General features: G+C 40.2%; 12 protein-coding genes. All 12 read left to right on the top strand.

The features are described from left to right. Positions 1–17 precede the first annotated feature (17 nt). The gene (gene pepN / locus AN389_RS10395) at positions 18–2,612 is read left to right on the top strand and encodes an aminopeptidase N (RefSeq protein WP_055016009.1); all 2,595 of its coding nucleotides are present in this window, start codon (positions 18–20) and stop codon (positions 2,610–2,612) included. After that, positions 2,613–2,834 carry a DUF2835 domain-containing protein gene (locus tag AN389_RS10390; protein WP_055017694.1) on the top strand — a complete coding sequence of 74 codons (222 nt, stop codon included), beginning with the start codon at positions 2,613–2,615 and terminating at the stop codon, positions 2,832–2,834. Positions 2,835–3,084: 250 nt separating this feature from the next. Further along, positions 3,085–5,178: a DUF1302 domain-containing protein gene (locus AN389_RS10385; protein WP_055017693.1), complete on the top strand. Its 2,094-nt coding sequence runs from the start codon at positions 3,085–3,087 to the stop codon at positions 5,176–5,178. Between the two features lie 13 nt (positions 5,179–5,191). Continuing rightward, the gene (locus AN389_RS10380; RefSeq protein WP_055016006.1) at positions 5,192–6,556 is read left to right on the top strand and encodes a DUF1329 domain-containing protein; all 1,365 of its coding nucleotides are present in this window, start codon (positions 5,192–5,194) and stop codon (positions 6,554–6,556) included. A gap of 127 nt (positions 6,557–6,683) precedes the next feature. Then, entirely contained in the window at positions 6,684–7,679 is a 996-nt protein-coding gene (locus AN389_RS10375) for a YCF48-related protein (RefSeq protein ID WP_055019761.1), read from the top strand. Next, positions 7,679–10,000, top strand: coding sequence for an RND family transporter (locus tag AN389_RS10370; RefSeq protein WP_055016004.1), 2,322 nt, complete (start codon positions 7,679–7,681; stop codon positions 9,998–10,000). Before AN389_RS10375 ends, AN389_RS10370 begins: the two co-directional genes overlap by 1 nt. 213 nt (positions 10,001–10,213) lie before the next feature. Then, entirely contained in the window at positions 10,214–15,055 is a 4,842-nt protein-coding gene (locus tag AN389_RS10365) for an NAD-glutamate dehydrogenase (RefSeq protein WP_055019760.1), read from the top strand. A gap of 117 nt (positions 15,056–15,172) precedes the next feature. Next, on the top strand, positions 15,173–16,183 hold the full coding sequence (gene pyrD / locus AN389_RS10360) for a quinone-dependent dihydroorotate dehydrogenase (protein ID WP_055019759.1): 1,011 nt from the start codon (positions 15,173–15,175) through the stop codon (positions 16,181–16,183). 130 nt (positions 16,184–16,313) lie between these two features. Continuing rightward, positions 16,314–16,844, top strand: coding sequence for a cell division protein ZapC (locus AN389_RS10355; protein ID WP_055019758.1), 531 nt, complete (start codon positions 16,314–16,316; stop codon positions 16,842–16,844). Positions 16,845–16,933: 89 nt separating this feature from the next. After that, on the top strand, positions 16,934–19,051 hold the full coding sequence (gene rlmKL / locus AN389_RS10350) for a bifunctional 23S rRNA (guanine(2069)-N(7))-methyltransferase RlmK/23S rRNA (guanine(2445)-N(2))-methyltransferase RlmL (protein WP_055019757.1): 2,118 nt from the start codon (positions 16,934–16,936) through the stop codon (positions 19,049–19,051). Then, positions 19,044–19,280 carry a glutaredoxin family protein gene (locus tag AN389_RS10345; RefSeq protein WP_055015999.1) on the top strand — a complete coding sequence of 79 codons (237 nt, stop codon included), beginning with the start codon at positions 19,044–19,046 and terminating at the stop codon, positions 19,278–19,280. The genes rlmKL and AN389_RS10345 overlap by 8 nt, the downstream gene beginning before the upstream one ends. A gap of 13 nt (positions 19,281–19,293) precedes the next feature. Next, positions 19,294–21,204 (top strand): ABC transporter ATP-binding protein, encoded by a 1,911-nt coding sequence (locus tag AN389_RS10340; RefSeq protein WP_055017689.1) that lies wholly within the window; start codon positions 19,294–19,296, stop codon positions 21,202–21,204. Positions 21,205–21,209: the final 5 nt, after the last annotated feature.

Genomic DNA, 21,209 nt, shown 5'->3' with positions numbered 1-21,209 from the left:
CTTTCGTGGGAGTAACTATGACTGTTTCGGCAAAGCCAAAAGCGCAATATCTAAAAGATTACACGGCGCCTAATTTTTCAATAGAACACACAGAACTCACTTTTGACTTACAACCCCTTAATACAAAAGTGACTGCGCTACTTACGCTTAAAAGAACAACTAATGAAAACTCTGCACTTGTTTTAGACGGTATAGACTTACAATTACTGGAACTACACGTAGACAATATTGCTTACACAAATTATAAGATTGAAGGTGAGCACTTAATCATTAATGATTTACCTCACACATGCCAGCTTAAAATAGTTACAGTAATTTCTCCTGAAACCAATACCTCTTTGGAAGGCTTGTATTTATCTGGTGGGGCGTATTGCACCCAATGTGAAGCGCAAGGTTTTAGAAAAATAACCTACTTTTTAGATCGCCCTGACGTGCTAAGTACCTATGATGTAACAATTATTGCAGATAAAAACTTTAGGCATTTACTATCAAATGGTAACCAAATTGACAGCGGCGAAACAGCTGATGGCCGCCATTTCGCTAAATGGCAAGACCCATTTAAAAAACCAAGTTACTTATTTGCATTAGTAGCGGGCGATTTTGATGTACTAAAAGACACCTACACTACAAAAAGCGGACGCGAAATTGAACTTGCGTTATTTGTTGATAAAGGCAATTTATCTAAAACGCCGCATGCAATTAGCTCATTAAAAAAAGCAATGCAATGGGATGAAGAGCGCTTTAACCTAGAATACGATTTAGACATATATATGATTGTAGCCGTGGATTTTTTCAATATGGGCGCAATGGAAAACAAAGGGCTAAATGTATTTAATAGTAAATGTGTATTGGCTAACCAAGAAACCGCAACGGATAAAGATTACCATACTATAGAGTCGATTGTTGGGCATGAGTATTTTCATAACTGGACAGGCAACCGCGTTACCTGCAGAGACTGGTTTCAATTATCGCTAAAAGAAGGGCTTACTGTATTTAGAGACCAAGAATTTAGTAGCGATTTAGGCTCACGTGCACTTAATCGCATTGATGCCGTTAAAGTAATGCGTACTCATCAATTTAGTGAAGATGCGGGGCCAATGGCGCACCCAATTCGCCCTGAAAAAGTTATCGAAATGAATAACTTTTATACCGTAACGGTATACGATAAAGGGGCTGAAGTTATCCGAATGATGCATACCCTGTTAGGTGAAGTTAACTTTCAAAAAGGGATGCAGCTTTACTTTGAGCGTCATGATGGCCAAGCGGTTACCTGTGATGACTTTGTTGCAGCAATGAGTGATGCTTCAGGCATAGACTTGACGCAATTTAAACGCTGGTATAGCCAATCAGGTACACCTCGTTTAAATGCCACACAGCACTATGATCACGATAAACAACTTTATACCCTAACAATTGAGCAATTAGCCCCGCTAAATCAGCCCGATAACAAGAGTTTACATATCCCGTTTGCTATCGAATTATTAGATGAAAACGGGCAAAGTATTGCGCTTACTTATCAAGGAGAAAAGCGCGGCCATGTGCTTAACGTTACGGCATCAACGCAAACATTTTACTTTGATCAGATCCCGACTCGCCCAGTGGCCGTTTTACTTGAAGATTTTTCTGCGCCGTGTATTTTAAGTCAGCAAAATTCAGAGCATGACTTACTGCACATAATGCGTTTTGCACGCAGCGACTTTTCGCGTTGGGACGCACAGCAACAGTTATTTATTAAGGCAGTTAAGCAGGGCGTTAATGCACCTGAACATGCCGCACTTAGTGATAACGTTATCAATGCATTACGTGTTTTAATTAGCGAGAAAAATGGTGATTTAGCATTAATTGCTGAACTGATTAAACTCCCAAGCTTTGACACGTTTGCTGCTGAGTTTGACACGATCCCTGTGGATGAAATTATCACTGTTACAAAACTGTTTGAACAGCAAATTGCTGAGCAATTATTTGATGAGCTTTTGGCATGTTACAGTTCGTTAGTTGATGATGGCAGTATTAATCCAGACGCGGTCGCTATAAGAGCACTCAAAGGCGTGTGTTTACATTATTTAGCTAAAATACCATCTGAGCAAGTCGACCACGTTATCAAAGAAGCCGCAGGCTCTTCGAATATGACCAACGTTTTAGCCTCACTGAGTGCGGTAGTAAAATCATCGCACCCATTAAGAAATGCGTTGTTAGATCATTTTGATAGCCAGTGGCGTCATGACGTTTTAGTAATGGATAAATGGTTTGCACTACAAGCTATGCAGTCTGGTGCTGATACTATTGAGAATATTAAAGCGCTCTATGAGCATCCTAGTTTTGACTTTTCAAACCCAAATAGAGTCCGTGCATTAGTAGGCAGCTTTAGTCATTTTAACACCGCGCAATTTCACCGAAAAGATGGTGAAGGTTACGCATTATTAGGGGACTTACTCATTAAGCTAAACGCGATTAATCCGCAAAATGCCTCTAGAATGTTAACGCCTTTCATGTCGTGGAAACGATTTGATCCAACACGTGCTCAAGCAATGAAAGCGCAATTGCAACGCTTAGCAAGCCTTGAAGGACTGAGTGCTGACTTATATGAGAAGGTTGAAAAAGCACTTAATTAAATGATTGAGTATTACTTTTACCTAAACTTGAGCTATAACAAATGCATGGATTACTATCATGGCCGTTATAGCTCTGTACAAGTGGTTGAGGACAATGGCAAAACGATACGTTTTGCCGCGTCACACCTACGCCCTTATATTTCATCTATTGGAATTAGAGGGCGCTTTAGACTTTTACTAACCTCTGAGAATAAATTTATTCGTCTCGAACGTATCGCCTAACCTACTGTTTTTATGTTATAGATACATAAAAATATTATCTTTTTGTTAATTTCAATTTGTTCTATTGTTAATTTACGTGTATAAAATATCTGGTATGACGTCTTACCAATACGTAAACGTCAGCTCAAAAAATATAATAATTGATTGAACGCGACCATTTGTAATTTTTTATAATCGCTTCTATCGTTAAGATTACACTAAAAACAATAACTTGATCACACATAATTACCCACGACAGGGGGGATACACAATGATAAGAAGATCGCTTTTTGTTAAAAACAAAATAGCTATAGGTTTAGCAGCCGCAAGCTTAGGTTTATCAGCAGCAGCGAATGCAGCAAATTTTGAGGTAGGGGGCTTTGATATCACCTTCGACTCAACTTTTTCCTATGGTCAAAGCGTCCGTGTTGAAGACAGAGATTTCGACATTATTGGCAAAAGCAATAATCCTGCATTTGATTGGACTGGGTATAATCCTTCATTAAATACAATTTATTCTTCTCAAGATGTTTGGGCTCAACCGGGCTCATACTCTAATAATGGCGATGCAGGTAATCTTAATTTTGATAGCGGTGATTCGTTTTCAAAATTGTTGAAAGGCACACACGACCTTTCAATTAATAAAGATAACTACGGCTTATTCACGCGTTTTATGTACTTTTACGATTTTGAGTTAATGGATGGTGATAGAGCCTACGTTAACCCAACCTCAGGACAAGGCGTAGATCCATGTGATGACGACGACACAAAAGAGCAAAGTTGTGCCGACATTCGTTTATTAGACGCTTACGTTTGGGCTAACTTTGATTTAAATGATGGCAATAATCCACTTTCAATTCGTTTAGGCCAACAAGTCGTTAACTGGGGTGAAAGTACGCTTATCTCTCATGGTATTAACGTAAACCCAGTTGACATTGACCGCTTAAAAGCACCGGGTGCTGAGCTTAAAGAAGCATTTATCCCAGTGGGTATGCTCTGGGCGTCATTAGGTATTACTGAAAATATTACCCTAGAAGGTTTTTACCAGTATCAATGGCATGAAACACGCCTGCCAGCTGCAGGTACTTATTTTTCTACCAATGACTTTGCGGCAGAAAACGGCTATCAACAAAATGTACAGTTAGGCTTTACCTCAAATCCTGATATTGATATGGCATTTTTAACTGATAGCCTTAACAACCTGTACTCTAACTTTGCACAGGTAGCGGCTGCACAGGGCATTGATCCTACAAGTGCTGAAGGTCAAGCTCTACTAGCAAATATGTATCTAGCGCATCCCACTAAAGTGGCGCTTAAAGGTAAAGGCGATAACGGTAAAACAGAGCCAGATGACGGCGGTCAATATGGTTTACGTTTAGGTGTATTTTTACCTGAGTGGAACGACACAGAGGTCGCTTTATATCATGTTAATTATCACAGTCGTCGTCCGCTTATTTCTGGTCGTGTATCGAACTTTTCACAAGCTGCAATTGCACAAGATTTAGCAATGATTGCAACAACCGAAATTACTGATGACAACGTAGCAGATCTCCTCGCGTTTTCTAAAGCCGAAAATGAATACCCAGAAGATATTAAACTTTACGGTTTAAGCTTTAATACGAGTATTGGTGAGACCGCATTTGCGGGTGAGTTTGCCTACCGTCAAGACGAGCCATTACAAATAGACGATGTAGAGCTACTTTACACCGCCATGCCTGAACAATTAGCACTGGCTGGCATTCGCCCAGACTTTGCGGGTATTTCGCAAATGAGTTTTGGGGATGCAGTTAGCTCAGTGGCTGCAGGTGAAGTTGCGCAAGGTTATATTGAACGCGACACATCACAAATTCAATTTACTGCAACACATTTATTTGGCCCGTCATTAGGTGCTGATAGTTGGGCTGTAGTAGGCGAAGTCGGCGCTGTTAAAATTCATGATATGCCTGATTACGACGAAATGCGTTTGAATGTGTCGGGTACAGGGCGAAGCGGTGTGATCACAGGCCCAGGCACTACTGACTACACAACATTACAACTAGGCCTTTCTAATGGCCCAGAAGAAAAGTCGTTTGCTACGGCCTCGTCTTGGGGTTACCGTCTAATTGCTAAAGGTGATTACTTTAACCTTTACAACGGTATTAACTTCTCTCCACGATTTGTATTTTCTCATGATGTAAACGGTAACACACCTGATCCTATGTTCTTGTTTATTGAAGACCGTAAATCGCTGGGTGTAACGATGAACTTTAATTACCAAAATGCATGGTCACTTGATGTGAGCTACAACTCATTTTGGGGTGGTGGCGATATCAATACTTTCTCAGATCGTGACTACGTTTCTTTCAATTTAAAATATTCTATTTAGGGGTAATATTAGTATGATTAAAAAACCTACCCTCATCGCTACCGCTTTGTGTAGCATGTTTTTAAGTTCAGCGGCAATGGCAAAAATGAGCGCTGAAGAAGTTGCACGTTTAGGACAAGACTTAACGCCGTTTGGCGCAGAAAAAGCAGCCAATGCTGATGGGTCTATTCCAGCGTGGAATGGCGGTATTACAACTGCACCAGAAGGTTACGAGCCTGGTATGCACCACATTGACCCTTACTCAGCGGACAAAGTGTTGTTTACTATTGATAAAACAAACCTTGATAAATACAAAGCTAACTTAAGCCCTGGTCAAATTGCTTTATTTGAAGCATACCCAGATACGTTTAAAATGCCTGTTTATGAAACGCGCCGCTCTGCCTCTTATCCACAGTTTGTATACGATGCAACAAAAGAGTTTGCTGCAACGGCTGAGCTTATTGAAGGTGGCAACGGAATAAAAAATACCGCAATTGGTATTCCATTTCCTATTCCTAAATCAGGCTTAGAGGCTATTTGGAATCACTTATTACGCTATCGTGGACAATCAATAGAGCGTTTTGGTGGACAAGCTGCACCCACCGCATCGGGTTCGTACAATTATGTGGGCTTTGATGAACAACTATTGGTTAAATATTCAGATCCTAAAGCGACGCCTGCAGAGCTTCAAGACTCAAACATTTTGTTTAAATTTAAACAAAAGGTGACAGAGCCTGCACGCCTTGCCGGTACAGCGCTACTTGTACACGAAACCATGGATCAAATTTTAACGCCTCGCCAAGCGTGGACTTATAATTCAGGTCAGCGTCGTGTTCGTCGTGCACCAAATGTTGCATATGACGCACCAGGTACAGCGGCAGATAGCTTACGTACTACCGATGATTTTGATATGTTTAATGGCTCACCTAACCGTTATAACTGGACGTTAAAAGGTAAGCAAGAGCTATATATTCCGTACAATAGCTACAAGTTACACAGTGATAAATTAGAGTACGATGATATATTAAAACCAGGGCACATTAACCCAGAACATACGCGTTATGAAAAGCACCGTGTATGGGTTGTTGAAGCTAACTTAAAAGATGATACCCGTCATATTTATAAAAAACGGGTGTTTTACATTGACGAAGATAGCTGGCAAGTACAAGTGACCGATATTTATGATAATCGCGACCAACTTTACCGCGTAGCAATGGCATATGGCTTAAACTACTACGAAGTACCTACGCAGTGGAGTACTTTAGAAGTGTATCATGATCTAAATTCGCGTCGTTACTTAGCTATTGGTTTAGATAACCAAGAAAAAATGTACGACTTTTCAGAGTCGTTTAACGATAATGAGTTTACTTCAAGCGCACTACGCCGTGAAGGTAGGTAACATCCTAATATGCAGCTAACAACCCGTTAGCTGCTTTTTTCTTTCTCATCGCGTTTGTCTATACGACACGCAGGGTTTTCCTCAGCAAACAGACAAACAATCCTTCAGTTCAAGGCGATTAAAATTTATGAAGTATTTGGTATATGCCAGCCTGATAATAAGCGGTGCGAGTGTTGCACAAGATGCACCTCAGTATGCTATTAGCGCAATAAACGCAAATAAAACCTTACTAACTGATATTACCCATACAGGTGCTAGTTTAGTAGCTGTTGGCAAGCACGGTACAGTAATTACAAGTAAAAATGCTGAGCAATGGCAGCAAGCGCAAACTGTACCTACGCAAGTTTTATTAACGGCTGTCGACTTTTCTAATGAAACCCATGGCTGGGCGTGTGGGCACGATGCCACAATAATTAACACCACTGATGGTGGGTTAAACTGGCAACTACAACAAGCAAAGCCAGAGCTTGATAAGCCGTGTTTAGATATTTACTTTGAGGATGACTCAAAGGGGTTTGCTGTGGGCGCTTATGGCATGTTTTATCAAACCAGTGATGGTGGCAAGCACTGGCAAAAACGCTTTTTAGACTCTTTACTTTTTAGTGAAGATAGAGAGTATTTGAATGATTTAAAAGAACATGACCCCGAAGGCTACGAAGCCGAAACAGCATCTATACTCCCTCACTTTAACCGAATTGAAAAAACAGACAGTGGTTTAATGTTAGTGGGTGAAATGGGGTTAATGGCCAAAAGCACTGATAATGGTCAAACGTGGCAACGCCTCGATGAAATTTACCCTGGTTCTTTTTTTGCGGTAGCCTCAGACTCTGATCAAGAAATAGTCGCAGGGCTTCGAGGAAATGTATTTGCCAAAAATAAAAATGAACAGCGATGGCAGCATTTTGAAAATGTTAAAACGGCCACGGTTAATAACATCATAAATTACAATAACGCGCATTGGTTATTATTGGCTAATAGTGGTGTGATCTTTCATTTAAAAGACGGCTTACTTACACATGAGCAACGCCCCGATGGGAAAGCTATTCTTGATGGGGTAATAATTAATAATAAATTGGTCATGGCAACAGAAGATGGCATTAAAGTGAAGGAGTTGAACCCTTAATGCATACGTTTTTAGACTTTTTAGAAAAAGCGGTGTTTAGACACCGTGCTATCATGTTAATCGCTTTTGCGCTAATAACATGTTTTTTAGGCTATAAAGCCACTCACATTGAATTAGACGCTTCGTTTAACAAAAATATACCGCTAAATCACGAATACATGAAAGTGTACACAAAGCATGAAAAACAATTTGGCGGCGCAAATAGCATTTTAATTTCGGTGTGTGATGACAGTGGCAACATTTTTAATCCCGAATTTTTCACCCAATTAAAAGCAGTACACGATCAACTGTATTTTATTCCTGGTGTAAACCGTCCATTAGTTAACTCTATTTTTGCGCCTAGTGCGCGTTTTGTCGAAGTGGTTGAAGATGGCTTTGCTGGCGGCCCCATTATTCCTGCAAACTTTAAAGCTGATCAAAAAGGCTTAGCGGTTGTAAAAGAAAACATTGAAAAAGCAAAAGTAGTAGGGCGAATGATTGCCAGCGATTACTCGTGTGCAATGGTGACCGCTCAACTACTTGAAACAGACCCTCAAACTCAGCAAAAACTAGATACTCTTGCATTTGCAGAAAAGTTAGAAACGCAAGTTAGAGAGCCTTTAAGTACAGATAAAGTCAGTATTCATATTATTGGATTTGCCAAAATGGCCGGCGATATCGCTCAAGGTGCAAAAGGGGTTGTACTGTTTTTTGCTATTGCCATTGGTTTTACCTTTATTATGGTATGGCTATTTTGTGGCAGTTTAAAGCTCACCATTTTACCTATAGCGTGTTCAATTATTGCCGTAATTTGGCAAATGGGTTTGTTGTCGAGTTTAGGTTTTGGGCTCGATCCTATGTCTATATTAGTACCGTTTTTAGTATTTGCGATTGGTGTAAGCCACGGTGTGCAGATGATAAACGCCATTGGTAAAAAAGTAGGCGAGGGCAAAAGTACCCGTATTTGCTGTCAGTCAAGCTTTAGAGCATTACTTGTACCCGGTGGTATTGCGCTACTTTCTGACACGGTGGGTTTTTTAACCCTACTTACTATTGATATTGGTATTATTCGTGAACTTGCTATAACAGCTAGTTTAGGTGTAGCAGTAATTATATTTACTAATCTGATTTTATTGCCTGTGTGGGCTTCGTATATGAATTTTGCCAATACTGTGCATATTCAATCTGGCGATTCGCAAAAGCCTAATATGCTAGATGCGATACGCGATTTACTGGTAAAAGCCACAAACCCTAAAACCGCAAAAATTATTATCGGGTTTACGCTAGTGTTATTTGCAATAGGTTACTGGCAAGCCGATAAAATGCGTATAGGTGATTTACATGCAGGTGCGCCTTCACTGCACCAAGATGCTCGCTACAATCAGGATACTTTTTTAATATCGGACAAATACACTATTTCATCAGATATATTAAAAGTGATAGTTGAGGCTTACCCTGCAGCGTGTACAGAGCACGATGTGATGGCGCGTATTAGCCGTTTTCAGTACAAGGTAGAAAATGTGCCAGGCGTGCAATCGGCTGTGAGCTTAAGCTCTGTGGCGCAATCGGTTAACGCAGGTTACAACGAAGGTAACTTAAAATGGCAAAGCTTACCGCGTAATTCAGCCAGCTTAGTACAATCAACTGCCCGTGTAGAAACAAGCACAGGCTTACTCAATGGCGATTGTTCAGTTATGCCAGTGATTATATTTTTAGATGATCACAAAGCAAATACAATCGATACCGTTATTCAACGTGTTAAGCAATTTGCGCAAGAAGAAGGCACAGATAAGTTAGCCTTTAAATTAGCCTCGGGTCCTGTTGGAGTAATGGCGGCAACAAACGAGTCTGTTTCTGCGGCGCAAATTCCGATGATGCTATACGTTTATGGCGCGGTTATCATTTTGTGTTTGTTAAGCTTTAAGAGCGTAAAAGCGACTATAGCAGTGGTATTACCACTTTATATCGTATCAACGCTAGCACAAGCGCTTATGGTGCAATTAGAAATTGGCTTAACGGTATCTACTTTACCTGTTATAGCTCTGGGTGTGGGTATTGGTGTTGACTACGGTATTTATATACTTTCGTCAATGATGGGCCAACTCAAGCAAAACGTGCCGCTGAGTGTGGCGTACCGTAATGCACTTGTTGAGCGTGGCAGCGCTGTTTTGTTTACGGGTATTACTCTGGCGATAGGTGTTAGTACGTGGATATTCTCTGATCTTAAGTTTCAGGTTGACATGGGAATACTACTTACCTTCATGTTTTTAGTAAATATGCTAGGTGCAGTGCTGTTATTGCCTGCAATTGGTAGTTTACTGTGGACCGACCAGAAAAAATAAAGTGAATAATTGTGCTCCTAAATGACCAGTAATGGTCATTTATATCTATATTTTGTGAATAGATGACCAAATAGCTGAAATGCTTAAAATGTTTTCATCGAAAAGGCTGTTTATTAGCGCTAAAAGGGTTAGAATTTAACTGACTCCACGCTAATAAATGGCTGTACAAATATTCTGCTTAACTAAAAGCAGTAATAGATTAAGGAACATACAATGACACGAAATGAAGGCCAAGCCTCGGTTATCCTAGATAATGTCTGTAAGCTTATCCAGAAAAAAGTTCACGCTGATAATGTGTTACTCGTTGAGAAATTCGCCAAAGCCTTGTACAGCAACATGTCTAAAGAGGATTTGGCAAATCGCAATGATAGTGACCTATACGGTGCTGCACTCAGCCTTTGGAATGCACTAGAAAAAAACACCACGGACGACGCAGTAATTCGCGTTTTCAATCCTGAAGTAGCAAAAGATGGCTGGCAGTCATCACATACAATTGTAGAAATTATTGCTAAAGATATGCCATTTTTAGTAGATTCTGTTCGTATGGCTATGACTCGTGAAAATATAGCTTCTCACTTATTACTTCACTGCCCACTAAAAATTCAGCGCGGTGATAACGCGAAAATCTCTGGCTTATCGAATTTAAAAGCAGAGCAAGAATCAACCTCGACTAAAACAGTATTCTTTATAGAGATTGACCGCCAAACTGATGCATCTGTTATTGCCTCTTTTAAAAAAGAACTCGAATCTGTATTGGTTGATGTTTCTATTGCAGTAGATGATTGGCAGCCAATTCGCGAAAAACTAGTCTCTGTTACTAAAGAAGTACCAAAACGTAAGCATAATAAAAACAAAAACGAAGTATCTGAAGCCGTAGAGTTTTTAGATTGGCTAGCTAAAGATAACTTTACGTTAATGGGCTATCGCGAGTACGAGCTTACCCCTGTACAAGGTGATTACCAGTTAAAAGGTAAAATGGACACAAGCCTTGGTTTGATGAAAAACTCAACTGATGAGCATACGCGTTTATTATCTGAATTACCTGAATTTGCGCGCCAAGAGGCCCTTAGTAGCAACTTACTAGTATTAACAAAAACGAACTCAGTATCGCGCGTTCATCGCCCAGCGTACATAGATTACGTAGGTATTAAACGCTTTGATGATGAAGGTAATGTGGTTGGTGAAGACCGGTTTATCGGTTTATTCTCATCAAGCTTTTATAACAACAGTGCAGCTGATGTGCCCGTTCTAAAAACTAAAATTAACCGCATTATGGATATGTGTGACTTTGCTAAAGGCACCCATGCATACAAAGCGGTACTTAATATTTTAGAAACTTACCCACGTGATGAATTAGTTCAAGCTCGCGAGAGCGAGTTACTTGAAGTTGCAATGGGTGTTTTACAAATACAAGAACGTGACATGTGTCGCTTATTTGTTCGCAAAGATGCCTACGGACGCTTCTTCTCTTGCATGGTGTATGTGCCACGTGAGCGATACAACACAGCGCTGCGCCGTGAAACACAAGATATTTTAGCTAACGCCTTTAATTCTGACGAAAAAGTCGAATTTACTACCTATTTCTCTGAGTCAACACTGGCGCGTACTCATTACACCGTTCGTGTGACAGATAACAATATCGAATATAACGTGAAAGACATCGAAAACAACTTAGTAGAAGCAGCCCGCACTTGGGAAGATAAACTTCAATCTGCACTGTTAGAGTCTGCAGGTGAAGCCCGCGGTAATGATCTAAATCGTAAATATTGCAACGCCTTTGCACGCTCTTACAAAGATGAAGTGCTTCCTAGTGCTGCGGTAGTTGATATTGAAAAGCTAGAGTTGCTAACTGACGAGAATAAGCTCGAAATGCTGTTTTATCGTCCGCAAGAAGAAGCTAACAGCAATATCGTACGCCTAAGCTTGTTCCATAAAGATGAGCCAATTCACTTATCTGATGTTATGCCAATGCTAGAAAACTTTGGTTTACGTGTTGTTGGTGAAACGCCATATTCTGTTAAAACAAGTGATGGTCGTATCAATTGGATCATGGACTTCTCTATGCTGATTGACAGCAAAGGAATGGCCGACTTTGATAAAATTTCCGCTCGTTTTCGCGCTGCATTAACTAATGTATGGGGCAACCGCCTTGAAAACGACGGCTTTAACCGGTTAGTATTAATGGGGGGGTTAACAGGTCGTGAAGCCTCTATATTACGTGCCTACGCAAAATACATGCGCCAAATTGGGGTTACCTTCTCGCAAACTTATATTGAGAGCACGTTTGCAAACTACCCGCATATTGCTGCGCAAATAGTTAACTTATTTGCTAAAAAATTCTCGGTTAAAAGCCCTGCAAGCCCTAAAACACTTGAGAAATTAAGTGCACAAATTTACTTAGAGCTTGAAAACGTAGCGAACCTTGATGATGACCGTATTATACGTTTATATGTAGATATGATTGTGGCAACACTGCGTACAAACTACTTCCAAAAAGATGAAACAGGTCAGTTTAAATCTTACGTGTCGTTTAAAGTACAGCCTAGCTTAATTCCTGATATGCCGCTTCCGCTGCCAGCATTTGAGATTTTTGTATACTCTCCGCGTGTAGAAGGGGTGCATTTACGTGGTGGTAAAGTTGCGCGTGGTGGTCTTCGTTGGTCAGACCGTCGTGAAGATTTCCGTACTGAGGTACTGGGCTTAGTAAAAGCTCAACAAGTTAAAAACACTGTAATTGTTCCTGTAGGTTCTAAAGGTGGTTTTGTATGTAAGCAACTACCAAGTGAACGCGAAGCTTTTATTAAAGAAGGTCAAGAGTGTTACAAAATTTTCATCCGTGGTTTATTAGACATTACCGATAACATTGAGCGAGGTGAAATTGTACCGCCAGCTAATGTAACTCGTCACGATGAAGACGACCCATACCTAGTAGTTGCAGCCGATAAAGGCACAGCTACCTTCTCTGATATTGCTAATGGTATTGCTAACGAATACAACTTCTGGCTAGGTGATGCGTTTGCATCAGGTGGTTCAGTAGGTTATGACCACAAGAAAATGGGCATAACAGCAAAAGGTGCATGGGAGTCTGTTAAACGTCACTTCCGTGAAATGGATATTGACTGTCAAACTACTGACTTCACTGTGGTTGCGATTGGTGATATGGCCGGCGATGTATTTGGTAACGGCATGCTATTGTCTAAGCACATTCGCTTGCAAGTTGCGTTTAACCACATGCATATATTTGTAGACCCAACACCAGATGCAGCAACGTCTTACCCAGAACGTGAGCGCTTGTTTAACCTGCCTCGTTCATCGTGGGAAGATTACAATAAAGATCTGATTTCAGCGGGTGGTGGGATTTTCTCGCGCGCAGCTAAGTCGATTTCTTTAAGCCCAGAAATGAAAAAAATGTTGGGCACTAAAAAAGCAAGCATGACACCGAACGAGTTAATCAAAGCCTCATTAATGATGGAATTTGATTTACTGTGGAACGGTGGTATTGGTACTTACATTAAAAATAGCCACGAAACAGACGCTGATGTAGGCGATCGGGCAAACGATGCGCTGCGCATAAACGGTAAAGACCTTGGCGCTAAAATTTTAGGTGAGGGTGGTAACTTAGGTGCAACCCAATTAGGGCGTATCGAGTTTGCAGCCAAAGGCGGGCGTGTAAATACCGACTTTATTGATAACGTAGGCGGTGTTGCGTGTTCAGATAACGAAGTAAATATTAAAATTTTACTTAACGGCTTAGTTTCAGAAGGTGATTTAACACGTAAACAACGTGATGAATTACTTTACTCTATGACCGACGAAGTGTCTGAGCTTGTACTTAAAGATTGTTACCGTCAAACACATACATTGTCGATTACACAGTCTAAAGGTGCATCAACGCTTAAAGAAAAGATCCGCTTTATTCATGCCCTTGAAAAAGAAGGTAACCTAAACCGTGCCATTGAGTTTTTACCAACTGATGAAGAGCTGGCAGAGCGCGCGGCAGCAGGAAAAGATCTAACACGTCCAGAGCTTTCAGTATTAGTTTCGTACGCAAAAATGGTGCTTAAAGAGTCGTTAGTAACAGATGAAATTACTGAAAACCCTTATTACCGTCAGCTACTAGTTAAGTCTTTCCCGCGTCCACTGCGTGAAAAATTTAACGACGCGATGGATAATCACCCACTGCGTAAAGAAATCATTGCGACAAAACTGGCGAACAATATCGTTAATGATATGGGCTTAAACTTCATGGTACGCATGAACGAAGAGACCGGTGCTAACGAAGCGGAAATCGCAATGTGTTATTCAATTGCGAGTGAGATTTTTGAAATGCGTGAAACCTGGTCATCAATCAGCGCGCTAGATAATAAAATCCCAGCTGCAGTTCAAACAGAAATGTTGTACCAACTACGTCGTACTGTTCGCCGTGCAACACGCTGGTTCTTACGTCATCGTAATAAATCACAAACAATTGAACAAGCAATCGAGTTCTTTGCACCCACGTTTAAAGATTTAAGCGAAAACTTAAATACGTACATGCAAGATAAAGAGCATGAATGCCTTGCGGGTAAGGCTAACGAGCTAGCAGAGAAAGGTGTGCCTAAGCAAATCGCTAAGCGTATTATTGACCTTTCTAGCCTGTTTTCTGTTATGGATATTGCTGAAATAGCGCATAATTCTGGCCGCAGCGTGGCGATGGTATCTAATACCTACTTTAAACTTGGCTCGCGTATGGGCTTACACTGGTTCTTAGACCAAATTACTAATCAGCCTGTCTCTAACCATTGGCAAGCACTAGCTCGAGCGTCGTACCGTGAAGAGCTTGATTGGCAACAACGTACACTTTCTCATGTTGTGCTAAACAGCTTTGAAGGTGACGAAAACGATGTTGATAATCAAATTGACCAGTGGATGGCAAGCCAAGATCTATTGTTACAGCGTTGGAAGCAAATGTTAGCTGAGTTTAAAACGTCACAAAGCCATGACTTTGCTAAGTTCTCAGTTGCACTGCGCGAATTGATGTTGTTAAGCCACAACTGTGATACTTCAGGAAAATAATTTAGCTTTAATGGGTTATTTATTCAGTAAATAATCAGTTAATTGTTAAAATTGTTATACAATACCTCAGCCTAGTCTGAGGTATTTTTTTGTCTGTAATTTTAAGAGGAACAATTCATGTTTTACGATCTAGCCCGCCGTTTTATGTTCACCCGAGATGCTGAATGGGCACATGAGTTTGCACTTAATAACTTACGCCGTTTTGCTCACACCCCTTTAAACGCAGCTTGGTCTCAACAATTACAAGATAAACCAGTCAACTTTTTAGGCCTTGAGTTTAAAAACCCTGTAGGTTTAGCTGCAGGTTTAGATAAAAACGCTGAATGTATTGATGCCTTTAGCCAAATGGGTTTTGGTTTTGTAGAAGTCGGCACAGTTACCCCGCGCCCGCAAGCAGGCAATGATAAGCCGCGTATTTTTAGGTTACCTCAGTCAAATGCCATTATTAACCGAATGGGCTTTAATAACAAAGGGGTTGATAATTTAGTTAATAACGTAAAAAATGCCAAATACACCGGTATTTTAGGTATTAATATTGGTAAAAATAAAGATACTCCAAATGAGCAAGGCAAAGACGACTACATTCATTGTATGCGTAAAGTGTTTGAGCATGCTTCGTATATTACTGTCAATATATCCTCTCCTAATACGCCAGGTCTGCGTGATTTACAATATGGCGCTGCACTTGATGATCTATTGCAAAGTTTAAAAAATGAGCAGCTCGATTTAATTGCCAAACATAATAAGCAAGTACCTATGCTGGTTAAAATAGCGCCAGATCTTGATGAAATACAAATTGAGCAGGTAAGCGAGTCACTTTTAAATAATAAAATTGATGGTGTTATTGCCACAAATACTACGCTTGAACGCAGTGCAGTAATGGGTCAGCAATACGCCGATGAGGCCGGTGGTTTATCTGGCAGCCCTGTAAGAGCGCGCTCTACGCAGGTAATTAGCGAACTGAAACGTTTAACACAAGGTAAATTTCCCATCATTGGTGTAGGCGGTATTGATGATGCGCAATCCGCTCAAGAAAAGTTAAATGCTGGGGCAAATTTAGTGCAGGTTTATACTGGGTTCATCTACAAAGGGCCACAATTGGTAAAATCGATCGTTGATTTCTTATAAGGATCAGTTATGTAAGCTTTTGATCGTTCAATAAATGTTCTAAACAAATGTTTTAAAAATGGTCAAAAGCCGTTATAATCTAATATTAATGTCTTAATTAAAAATAAATTTTTAAACAAGGAGGAGGCAAATGTTACAAGCAACAAAACAATGGCAGTGGATTGCATGTGCAAATAAAAACCGCTTACTACTTGATTTAAATGACGATATGCAATTATGCACACCGTATAAATTAAGACAGCTCACCGACTGTGTATTTGAAAACCCGCGTTTTAGCTTAGAAGATGCTGCTTTTTATGAGCAAGTATACAATTACTTAGATGGTTTTGAGCTGTATAAGCCTGCACAAATTTGCCAAATTGCGCTCAATGCCACTGCTGTAAAATTTCACTTAAAACCGGTACTGGCTAAAAGTTGGTTTTTTGAAGAGTACACTGGCAGCCAGCCAAGTACAGAAGCCATCGTTAAACTTACCTCAAAAGCACAAACTGGTGAGTTTTTAATTGTTGAACATTGCCCTGATGCGTCAATTTGCCTAAACCTTAATGAAACATTCAAACTTGATGATAATTTGTCTCTTGAGCAATTTGAAGTTATCCGCGTTTTAAACAACCGCGTTCACCCTCTATTACTTGAGCAATACCAGAGTAAATCAGCTTAGCAAATTTATAAATCGAGCTGCGTTTATCAAGTGTTTGTCAGCCAACCTATGTTATAATCCTGCGCAATTAGCTATTAAGGGTTATTACTTTGCAATTTATCGCACTTACTTCTATCGGAATCGAAAATTTACTTGTTGATGAACTAACAGAACTAGGCGCTGCCGTGTCTAAACAAACTGTGGGTTCTGTTCGCTTTGAGGCAGATTCAACATTGGCGCAAAAGGTTTGTCTATCAACTCGTTATGCAACACGTGTGCTGATGCTTATTGAAGAAAAAGAAGGCGTTAATGATAAAGATAGCCTGTATAAATTTGCTCGATTTCAGCCATGGCAAGAATGGTTTGGACCAACACAAACATTTGCTGTTGATTTTACTGGTACCAACGACGCTTTAAAAAATACCCAGTTCTCAGGCTTGGTAATTAAAGATGCAATTGTTGACTATTTTAATGATTTATACGAACAGCGCCCAAATGTGGATAAGCAAGATGCCAACGTGCGTGTTGTTGCGCGTTTAAACCGTCATGGTGTTGCTCTGTATATTGATTACTCGGGTCCTCGTTTATCTGAGCGTGGTTATCGCCAAGGCCAAGGTAAAGCCCCAATTAAAGAGCATTTAGCGGCAGCGATTATTAAACGCAGTGGTTGGCTTGAAAATGTAAATCAACCTTTATTTGATCCATGTTGTGGTGCCGGCACTATTTTAATAGAAGCGGCGGGCATGGCGCGTAACGAAGCACCTGGTTTATTTAGAGAAGGGTTTGCGTTTGAGCGTCTACCCAGTTTTAGAGCGGCTAAATTTAAACAACTGCGTGAGGAATTAATTGCACAAATTACCGATCCTAAATTGTGGTTAATTGGCCATGATTACGATGCGCAAGTTCTTGATAAAGCCATTGCCAATGCTGAGCGAGCAGAGCTGGGTAATGTTATTAAGTTTAAGCAAAGTGATGCGACTAAGCTTACCTCTGTCGCTAAATTACCTGGCGTGGTAATTTCTAACTTACCGTACGGTGAGCGTATTGGTTCTATGGCCGAGCTGGTAAATTTACACCGCAGCATGGGAGTGGGTTTTAAAAAGCACTTTAATCATTGGAAGCTTGCGTTACTAGGCATGGATGAAAGCCTATTTAAGCTGTTAAAACTGGTTAAACAAAAGCGTTATAAATTTAAAAATGGCCCATTAGATGTAGAACTAAATTTATATCAGTTAGATGATAAACAAGTATGCCTGACAAGTGACGACAAACCGGCGCTTAATTTTGAAGGCTCAATGTCGTTTGCTAATCGTCTAAAAAAGAATAAGCAGAGCCTCAAAAATTGGCTTAAACAAAACGAAGTACAAGCTTATCGCGTTTATGATGCTGATATTCCTGAGTACAACGTAGCGGTTGATATTTATGGCGACTCTGCTGTTATTTTTGAATACGCAGCGCCGAAAGAAATTGATGAAAAAACATCAGAAAAGCGTCTTCAAGATGTGATTAGCTTAACTGCACAGCAGCTAAACATTGCGCCTGAAAACATAGCCGTTAAAGTGCGTAAAAAACAAAAAGGGGAAGAGCAGTATACCCCAATGGCTAAACAAAACCGTACTATGGTGGTGGAAGAGTTTGGCGCTAAGTTTAAAGTAAACTTGTTTGATTACCTCGATACAGGGCTATTTTTAGACCATCGTTTAGCGCGTCGTTATATTCAGCAAAATGCAAAAGACAAACGCTTTTTAAACTTATTCGCCTACACAGGTACAGCCTCTGTGCACGCGGCACTCGGTGGTGCAAAAGCAATTACCACTGTTGATTTATCAAAAACCTACCTCAAGTGGGCCCAAGATAACTTTGCGTTAAATGATATTAGCAATACCCGTTACCGTTTTGAGCAGGCTGATTGTTTAAAATGGCTAGAATACGCTCAAGGCCAATACGATTTAATATTTTTAGATCCTCCAACGTTTTCTAATTCTAAACGAATGAAAGATGCGTTTGATGTGCAAACCGATCATATTAAATTACTTACTTGGGTTAAAAAAATCTTGAGCCCGTCGGGTACATTAATTTTTTCTAATAACAAACGTGGTTTTGTAATGGATGAAGTAGGTTTAATGGGCTTGGGGTTAAAAGCTGAAAATATTTCAGACAAAACGTTATCACCTGACTTCAAACGGAATAAAAAAATACACAACAGCTGGTTGATTACCCATGGCTAGTTTTGTTTTGTACCACACTGATGGCTGTCACTTATGTGAGCAAGCGGAGCAGGTTTTATTATCAGTTTTAGGTAATAAAAACACACTTCAATTAACCGATATTATGACTGATGAGCAATTATTAGCGCGTTTTCAGTTAAGTATTCCTGTATTTGAAAGCAAAACTGGCCAACTTTTGTATTGGCCGTTTGATGCACAAACAGTGCATGAATTTTTAGCGCAAGAATAAAAGAGCAGTATTTATGGATTTAATAAGAATACAAAAAGCGCAGTTAGCTTATGGCACCCACCCATTATTAGATAATGCCGATGCGGTTATTGAAAGTGGCGAGCGCGTCTGTATTGTAGGGCGAAACGGCGCAGGTAAATCAACACTTTTAAAAGTACTTGATGGCCAAGTAATTTTAGATGATGGCGAAATTAACCAATTAGGTGGCATTAAAATCTCTCGTTTAGAGCAAGATCCACCTAAAGGGGCAAACGGCTCAGTATTTGATTACGTAGCGCAAGGCATGCCTGATATAGCCAATTTATTAATTGATTATCATCATGTGAGCACGCAACTACAAACTGATTGTACCGACAAATTACTAAATAAACTTGAGCGATTATCTAACGAATTAGAAGCGTGTGACGGTTGGCGCTTTGATTCGCGAATTCAACTAGTATTAACGCGTTTAGAGCTTAGCCCAGATGCTAAGTTAGAATCATTATCGGGTGGGTGGTTGCGTAAAGTTGCTTTAGCTCGGGCATTAGTCAGCGAGCCTGATTTACTGTTGCTCGATGAGCCAACTAACCATTTAGATGTAGACAGCGTTAAATGGTTAGAGCAGTTTTTAAAAGAGTTTAAAGGCGGTATTGTATTTATATCCCATGACCGTGCGTTCATTCGTGCTGTTGCAACGCGTATTTTAGATTTAGACCGCGGTAAACTTATATCTTACCCTGGTGATTATGCAACCTACCTTGAACAAAAAGCGCACGATTTAAAAGTAGAAGAAACACAAAATGCGCTTTTTGATAAGCGTTTAGCTGAAGAAGAAGCATGGATCCGTCAAGGGGTTAAAGCGCGTCGTACACGCAACGAAGGCCGTGTACGTGAACTAAAACAGCTACGTGTTGAACGCAAAGCCCGTGTAGAGCAAGTAGGTAAAACTGATTTTAATATTGAAACGGCAGACAGATCAGGCAAGTTAGTATTTGAAGCAAAGCACTTGAATCATGCATTTAAAGATAAAGTGATTGCTGATGATTTCTCTACCCTTGTTATGCGGGGAGATCGCATTGGTTTAGTGGGCCCAAATGGTATTGGTAAAACAACACTACTCAAGCTGCTGTTTGGTGAGTTAGAAGCTGATAGTGGGCATGTTAAGCAAGGGGTGAACCTTGAATTTGCTTACTTTGACCAATACAGACAAAAGCTTGATGAAGAGGCTACTGTTCAAGATAACGTTGCCGAGGGTAAACAAGAGGTAATGATGGGCGGGCGCTCTCGTCATGTACTTGGTTACTTGCAAGACTTTTTATTTCCCCCGGCACGTGCGCGTACACCTGTAAAAGCACTCTCTGGTGGTGAAAAAAATAGGCTTTTACTCGCGAAATTATTTTTAAAACCATCCAATATTTTAGTACTCGATGAGCCAACCAATGATTTGGATATTGAAACATTAGAGTTACTCGAAGAAATTATTAATCAGTATCAAGGAACTGTGCTTATAGTAAGCCATGACCGTGAGTTTATTGATAATACATGTAGCAGTGTATGGGCGTTTGAAGGGGATGGTAAAATAACTGATATGGTGGGGGGGTATACCGATTACCAAGCTTATTTAAGTTATTTAGCCGAGCAAGAAAAACAGCATCAAGCACCAAAAAAAGACGTAAAACCTGCGCCTGTTTCTGTTAAAAAACCTGAAAACAAAAGTACTAAGCTTTCTTACAAATTAAAACTTGAATTAGAGCAGCTACCCAATAAAATGGAACAACTTGAAGCCGCTGTAGAAGCGCAGCAAGCTGTAGTGAGCGATCCTGACTTTTTCAAACAAGATAGTGACGTTACCACTAATGCATTGAACCATTTAGCAAAACTTGAGTCTGACCTTGAAGCCGCGTTTGAGCGCTGGGAAGAACTTGAAGAATTACAGAATCAGTAGTAAGG

It is taken from the genome of Pseudoalteromonas sp. P1-7a (assembly GCF_001401855.1).
Taxonomy (GTDB): Bacteria; Pseudomonadota; Gammaproteobacteria; order Enterobacterales; family Alteromonadaceae; genus Pseudoalteromonas.
This window is presented reverse-complemented; position numbering and strand designations above follow the sequence as displayed.

What these genes read in the sequence shown, in the direction of transcription:
- AN389_RS10365 (WP_055019760.1), top strand. Translation starts at nt 10,214, where the DNA reads ATGACACGAAATGAAGGCCAAGCCTCGGTTATCCTAGATAATGTCTGT.
- pepN (WP_055016009.1), top strand. Translation starts at nt 18, where the DNA reads ATGACTGTTTCGGCAAAGCCAAAAGCGCAATATCTAAAAGATTACACG.
- pyrD (WP_055019759.1), top strand. Translation starts at nt 15,173, where the DNA reads ATGTTTTACGATCTAGCCCGCCGTTTTATGTTCACCCGAGATGCTGAA.
- AN389_RS10375 (WP_055019761.1), top strand. Translation starts at nt 6,684, where the DNA reads ATGAAGTATTTGGTATATGCCAGCCTGATAATAAGCGGTGCGAGTGTT.
- AN389_RS10380 (WP_055016006.1), top strand. Translation starts at nt 5,192, where the DNA reads ATGATTAAAAAACCTACCCTCATCGCTACCGCTTTGTGTAGCATGTTT.
- AN389_RS10340 (WP_055017689.1), top strand. Translation starts at nt 19,294, where the DNA reads ATGGATTTAATAAGAATACAAAAAGCGCAGTTAGCTTATGGCACCCAC.
- AN389_RS10390 (WP_055017694.1), top strand. Translation starts at nt 2,613, where the DNA reads ATGATTGAGTATTACTTTTACCTAAACTTGAGCTATAACAAATGCATG.
- AN389_RS10355 (WP_055019758.1), top strand. Translation starts at nt 16,314, where the DNA reads ATGTTACAAGCAACAAAACAATGGCAGTGGATTGCATGTGCAAATAAA.
- AN389_RS10370 (WP_055016004.1), top strand. Translation starts at nt 7,679, where the DNA reads ATGCATACGTTTTTAGACTTTTTAGAAAAAGCGGTGTTTAGACACCGT.
- AN389_RS10345 (WP_055015999.1), top strand. Translation starts at nt 19,044, where the DNA reads ATGGCTAGTTTTGTTTTGTACCACACTGATGGCTGTCACTTATGTGAG.
- AN389_RS10385 (WP_055017693.1), top strand. Translation starts at nt 3,085, where the DNA reads ATGATAAGAAGATCGCTTTTTGTTAAAAACAAAATAGCTATAGGTTTA.